Here is a 4,601-nt window from a genome sequence, read left to right on the forward strand (position 1 = left end):
GCGACGACCAGTCGGCGCGAGTGCAGGGTCCGGAAAGACAGGCCGAAACCAGGCTCGAGCCCGCCAGCCAACGCTCGAGATACGCTGCGCCACCCGGCTGTGGTTGCCGTACCACGCAGACCAGCCTATCCTGCGGCCGAACTCTAGTTAGCATGCACAGGTTGGGTCGGAGGAACAGCTCGGGATCTGGTGAACTTCAGGAGGCCTGCTGATGGGAAGTGCAACGATTCAAGGTCAGCTCTGGGGGGCGCGTGCTCAGGACTGGGCCACCTACGTGGAGCAGGTGTGCTTGCCGCTTTTCGGTGCGGCCCTTGATGCCGCCCGCGTGACCTCTGGCACGCGCCTGCTTGATGCCGGCTGCGGCGCAGGACTCCTCGCGCTGCTGGCTCACCTCCGCGGTGCGCAGGTGACCGCCCTCGACGCCTCGCCGGGGTTGCTGGCCATAGCTCGGCAACGTGTGCCCGCTGCCGATGTGCGGGAAGGTGATCTGGAGGACCTGCCCTTCGCCGACGCCAGCTTCGACGCGGTCACGGCGGTGAACAGCGTCTTCTATGCCGAAGACATGACTGCTGCCATGCGTGAGCTCGTCCGCGTCGTGCGGCCCGGCGGGCGGGTCGTCGTGACCGCTTGGGGACCGCCGCAACGGTGCGAGTTTCTGACTGCCGTGATGCCAGCGCTCGGGCCGTTGATGCCACCCCCGCCGCCGGGCGCACCACCTCCGCACCCGGGTGCCCTGTCCGAGCCTGGAGCGTTGGCGGCTCTCCTAGAGGGTGCTGGCTTGCACGTTGTTGAGGAAGGGGAGGTCGCCTGTCCCTTTGTATTTACCAGCACTGAAGCATCGTGGCGCGGGAATGCGAGCGCGGGCGTGAACCAGGCGGCCATCGCGCACAGTGGGGAAGAGGCAGTGCGGACTGTCTACGCAAACGCCGACCGAGCCCACATGCGCCCCGACGGGAGTATCCGCTACGAAAATGTCTTCCTTTGGGTGGCGGGCGAACGGCCGTAGCGACGGAAGAACGAGCCTTCGGTGATGCCGAAACTACGGTTTGAGGAAGTCACGCCGGATCGCTGGACGGACTTCGAAGCACTCTTCGAAAGCAGGGGCGGCCCGAAGAACTGCTGGTGCATGGTATGGCGGACATTGCCTAGCAAAGATCGCAGGAACAAAGGCGCGAAGAAGCAGGCGATGAAAAGACTCATCCTCGGTGGAGAACCGGTCGGCCTGCTCGGCTACCGGGGGACCAAACCGGTTGCTTGGTGCTCCGTCGCGCCGCGCGAGACGTTTCGCGATTTGGGTGGTCCCGGCGACGAGGCCGCCGTCGTGTGGTCCTTGGTGTGCATGTTCGTGAGGCCCGAGCTTCGCGGTCAGGGCATTGGCAAGGAGCTGATTCGCGAAGCCATCACACACGCCCGTCGTTACGGTGCTGATTTCCTGGAAGCCTATCCGGTTGATCCAGAATCACCCAGCTATCGCTTCATGGGCTTCGTACCAGCGTTCAACGAACTTGGCTTCCAAGAGGTGGCGAGGGCCGGCGAACGCCGGCACGTGATGCGCCTGGACCTGCGGGTCCTGCATTGACCGTCTGACAAGCGGTTGCAGCGGGCGGCGCTGCGCGCCGCCGCTGAACCAGAGCGTTCGGCGTCGAAGAAGAGAGGGAGACAATGGTTCGAGGAGTTCGGTTTCGCGTGGATGACTCTGGCCGCAAGACCGCCGTCCAGATCGACCTGAAGACGCAGGCGCGCCTGTGGGAAGATTTCTACGACCGCGCCCTGGCCGAGCAGCGCGCCTCTGAGCCACGCGAACCGCTGGAGGTCGTCAAGCGGCGTGTGCTCCGGCGCCGGCGACGGCGTGGCTGAGTACAGGGTTGTCTTTACCCGCTCGGCCCGGCGAGAACTCGAAGGGCTGGAGGTCGCCGTGGTGCGGCGGATCATTCAGCGTGTCGAGGCCCTTGCGGACGATCCAAGGCCGCGCGGATGTGTCAAGCTGCAGGGAGCTGCCGATCTGTGTGGAGAATTCGGATCGGCGACTACCGCGCCGTGTACGCCATCGAGGACAGTGCGCGCTGTCGACATTCGCATCGTCCGACACCGGCGCGACGCCTATAGATAGGGCCCGGCCTCACGCCGAACATCACGTTCGACCGGGCCGCTGGCTCGCATTCGCTCGCCGCGGCCGGTCAACGTGGCGTTAGTGCTCAGGATCTCGACCGGAGGTAACCATGGACCTCAAAGACTTCGTCGCCGACACGCTCGTCGAGATTCCGCAAGGGGTGCAGCTCGCTATAAAGAAGACAAACCCGTATGGGGTACGGCTAAGCACGTCGGTGGCCCGCATATAAAAGAGGTTCGATTCGATATTGCTGTGACCGTCAGTGATAAGTCTTCTGGAAATCTGGAGGGCGGGATAAAGGTCGTGGGCATCAGCCTCGGCAAAGAGTCAGCCAAGAGCGAGGAGAGTATCCATGTTAGCCGCATTCAATTCTCATTCCCTATTGTTCCGCCGGTGACCGAGGTGCACGCTGAGCACTAACATGGCGTTGGTGCGGACGCGCCGCGGGGCGCCGTGCCTATTCAGGCGTTCTGCTGCGGCGCGTCGCACAACTCCACGTTAGCCTGCCTTCCGCATCGTGACGGGGAACAGCAATGGAAGTCTTGCTTCCTCACATATCAAAGTGGTTTCTGGACAAGCAAGAGCATTTCTCGGCTTTTGCACACGCAGATAGCCGCATTGAAAGGTGGTTTAAAGCCGAGATGCTCGTCTTGTTCAACCACCTTGCAGCAAGCCGAGTGATTGAAAGTTTGATCGTGAAGCCCATGTTCCATCACCACGAGATGGCAAGCGCCCTTCCAGCCGTTGCACCGGGCGTCGGCCACCACCAGGTTGTCGAGGCCGCTGTCCGGGTGGCGCGCCCACGGCACGAAGTGATCGACCACGCCCTGCCCGGGCTCGCCGATCCGCCCGCCGCAGTAGAAGCAGCGCCGCTCCTGGAGCTCCCAGAGGGGCGCCCGGACGGGCGCCGTGTCCACCCGGTCCCGGCCGAACAGGAACGCCTCGAGCTGGGCCTCCGGCAGCCGGTTGAGCGTGGCCACCATCGCCGCCCAGCGCCGGTGGATCAGCGGCCGGAGCAGCCCGTGGAGGTCGCGCAGGAAGCCGCCGACGCCCGGCTTGAGCAGGATCCGGTTGTCGAAGCCCGCCCGCCCGGCCCAGTACTCCTGCAGCACGCGCCGCCGGATGCCCTCGTCCCAGTGGATGGAGTAGATGAACTCGTCGGTGACGCGGCCGATCCGCTGCAGGCGCGGCAGCGGCATCTGGACGAGCTTCCACTCCACCTCGCGGAGCAGCCGCTCGAACTCGCGGGGCGTGCGCTGCTCGGCCTGCCAGACGGCCGCGGCCTCCGGCGCCGCCCGCCGGCGGAAGGCGGCGATGGCCGCGACGATCTCCGCCTGGCCTCCGACGTTCTGCTGCAAGACCTCGCCGGCGCGCGCCCCCGGGTAGGGCTCGGTATGCGGCCAGTAGAGCTCGACCACCCGGCGGGCGAGCTCGCGCGTCGTCACCGTCGAGGGTGGTAGGCCCGAGCGGTCGGCACGCTCCAGGCAGAGGTCCATCAGGGCCAGCAGCACGGCGTACTTGTAGGTGGCGGTGTAGCGACCCTCCTCGAGGAGCTCGAGGACTTTCTCGGCGAAGGCGACGACGTCCGGGCGCTCGCTCACGTCGCCTCCCAGTAGCGCGCCCGCTCGGGGATGATCCACCGGATCCCGCCCCGCGGGTCGGCCACGTCGCCGCCGTAGCGCGGGATGACGTGGAGGTGGGCGTGGGCGACCGTCTGGCCGCCGGCCGGGCCGACGTTGACGCCCAGGTTGTAGCCGTCGGGCGCCCGCTCGGCGCGCAGGCGCGCGGCCACCTCCACGGCCAGCGCCAGCACCGCCTGTCGCTCCTCCCCGCTCAGCGCCAGGAAGTCCGGCTCGTGGCGGCGGGGAACGACCAGCGTGTGGCCGGGGGTCAGCGGGAACGCGTCGGGGAACGCGACCGCCAGCGCGTTGTCGGCGGTGACGTCGCCGGCGGCGATCCGCGCGCAGAAGGGACAGGCCATGCGCCGCGGGATTCTCGCGGGCCGTCGGCGGAGATGTCAACGCCCACGGGGTGTCGCTGGCAGCCGGCGCCGTCCACCCGGGCGCCTTACCCCAGCGCCCGGGCGAGGTCCTCGATCAGGTCGTCCGGGTGCTCCAGCCCGATGCTGAGCCGCAGGAGACCGGGTGGGGTGCGGGTGCCCGGCCCCTCGATCGAGGCGCGGTGCTCGATGAAGCTCTCCACCCCGCCGTAGCTCGTGGCCCGGGTGAAGAGCCGCACGCGAGCCGCCACCCCCCTCGCCGCCTCGGCCCCGCCGTGGACCTCGAACGACAGCACGCCGCCGAAGCCCTCGCGCATCTGCCGCACGGCCACCGCGTGGTCCGGATGCTGCGGCAGGCCCGGGTAATGGACGGCGCCGACGCGCGGGTGGGCGGCCAGGAACTCGGCCACCCGCTGCGCGCTGGCGGACTGGGCGCGCACCCGGTAGGGCAGGGTGCGGATGGAGCGGAGCAGGAGCCAGCAGTCGAAGGGC

Annotated in this window: 6 protein-coding genes; 3 read left to right on the forward strand and 3 right to left on the reverse strand. The window is 67.5% G+C overall.

The annotated features are described in order from the left end of the window. Window positions 1–211: 211 nt before the first annotated feature. The 3 genes from VNN10_13255 (at window position 212) to VNN10_13265 (ending at window position 1,857) form a co-directional block, all read left to right on the forward strand. On the forward strand, window positions 212–1,006 hold the full coding sequence (locus VNN10_13255) for a class I SAM-dependent methyltransferase (GenBank protein HXH22988.1): 795 nt from the start codon (window positions 212–214) through the stop codon (window positions 1,004–1,006). 24 nt (window positions 1,007–1,030) lie between these two features. Continuing rightward, the gene (locus VNN10_13260; GenBank protein HXH22989.1) at window positions 1,031–1,579 is read left to right on the forward strand and encodes a GNAT family N-acetyltransferase; all 549 of its coding nucleotides are present in this window, start codon (window positions 1,031–1,033) and stop codon (window positions 1,577–1,579) included. A gap of 107 nt (window positions 1,580–1,686) precedes the next feature. Next, window positions 1,687–1,857: a hypothetical protein gene (locus VNN10_13265; protein HXH22990.1), complete on the forward strand. Its 171-nt coding sequence runs from the start codon at window positions 1,687–1,689 to the stop codon at window positions 1,855–1,857. Window positions 1,858–2,667: 810 nt separating this feature from the next. Here the strand turns inward: VNN10_13265 and VNN10_13270 are convergent. The 3 genes from VNN10_13270 to VNN10_13280 all read right to left on the reverse strand — a co-directional run. After that, on the reverse strand, window positions 2,668–3,711 hold the full coding sequence (locus VNN10_13270) for an HNH endonuclease domain-containing protein (GenBank protein ID HXH22991.1): 1,044 nt from the start codon (window positions 3,709–3,711) through the stop codon (window positions 2,668–2,670). Next, entirely contained in the window at window positions 3,708–4,091 is a 384-nt protein-coding gene (locus VNN10_13275) for an HIT family protein (protein HXH22992.1), read from the reverse strand. The genes VNN10_13270 and VNN10_13275 overlap by 4 nt, the downstream gene beginning before the upstream one ends. Window positions 4,092–4,177: 86 nt before the next feature. Next, the coding region (locus VNN10_13280; protein HXH22993.1) for a PLP-dependent transferase at window positions 4,178–4,601 on the reverse strand (424 nt) is incomplete at its 5' end.

The organism is Dehalococcoidia bacterium, assembly GCA_035574915.1.
In the GTDB taxonomy this organism is placed as follows: domain Bacteria; phylum Chloroflexota; class Dehalococcoidia; order DSTF01; family WHTK01; genus DATLYJ01.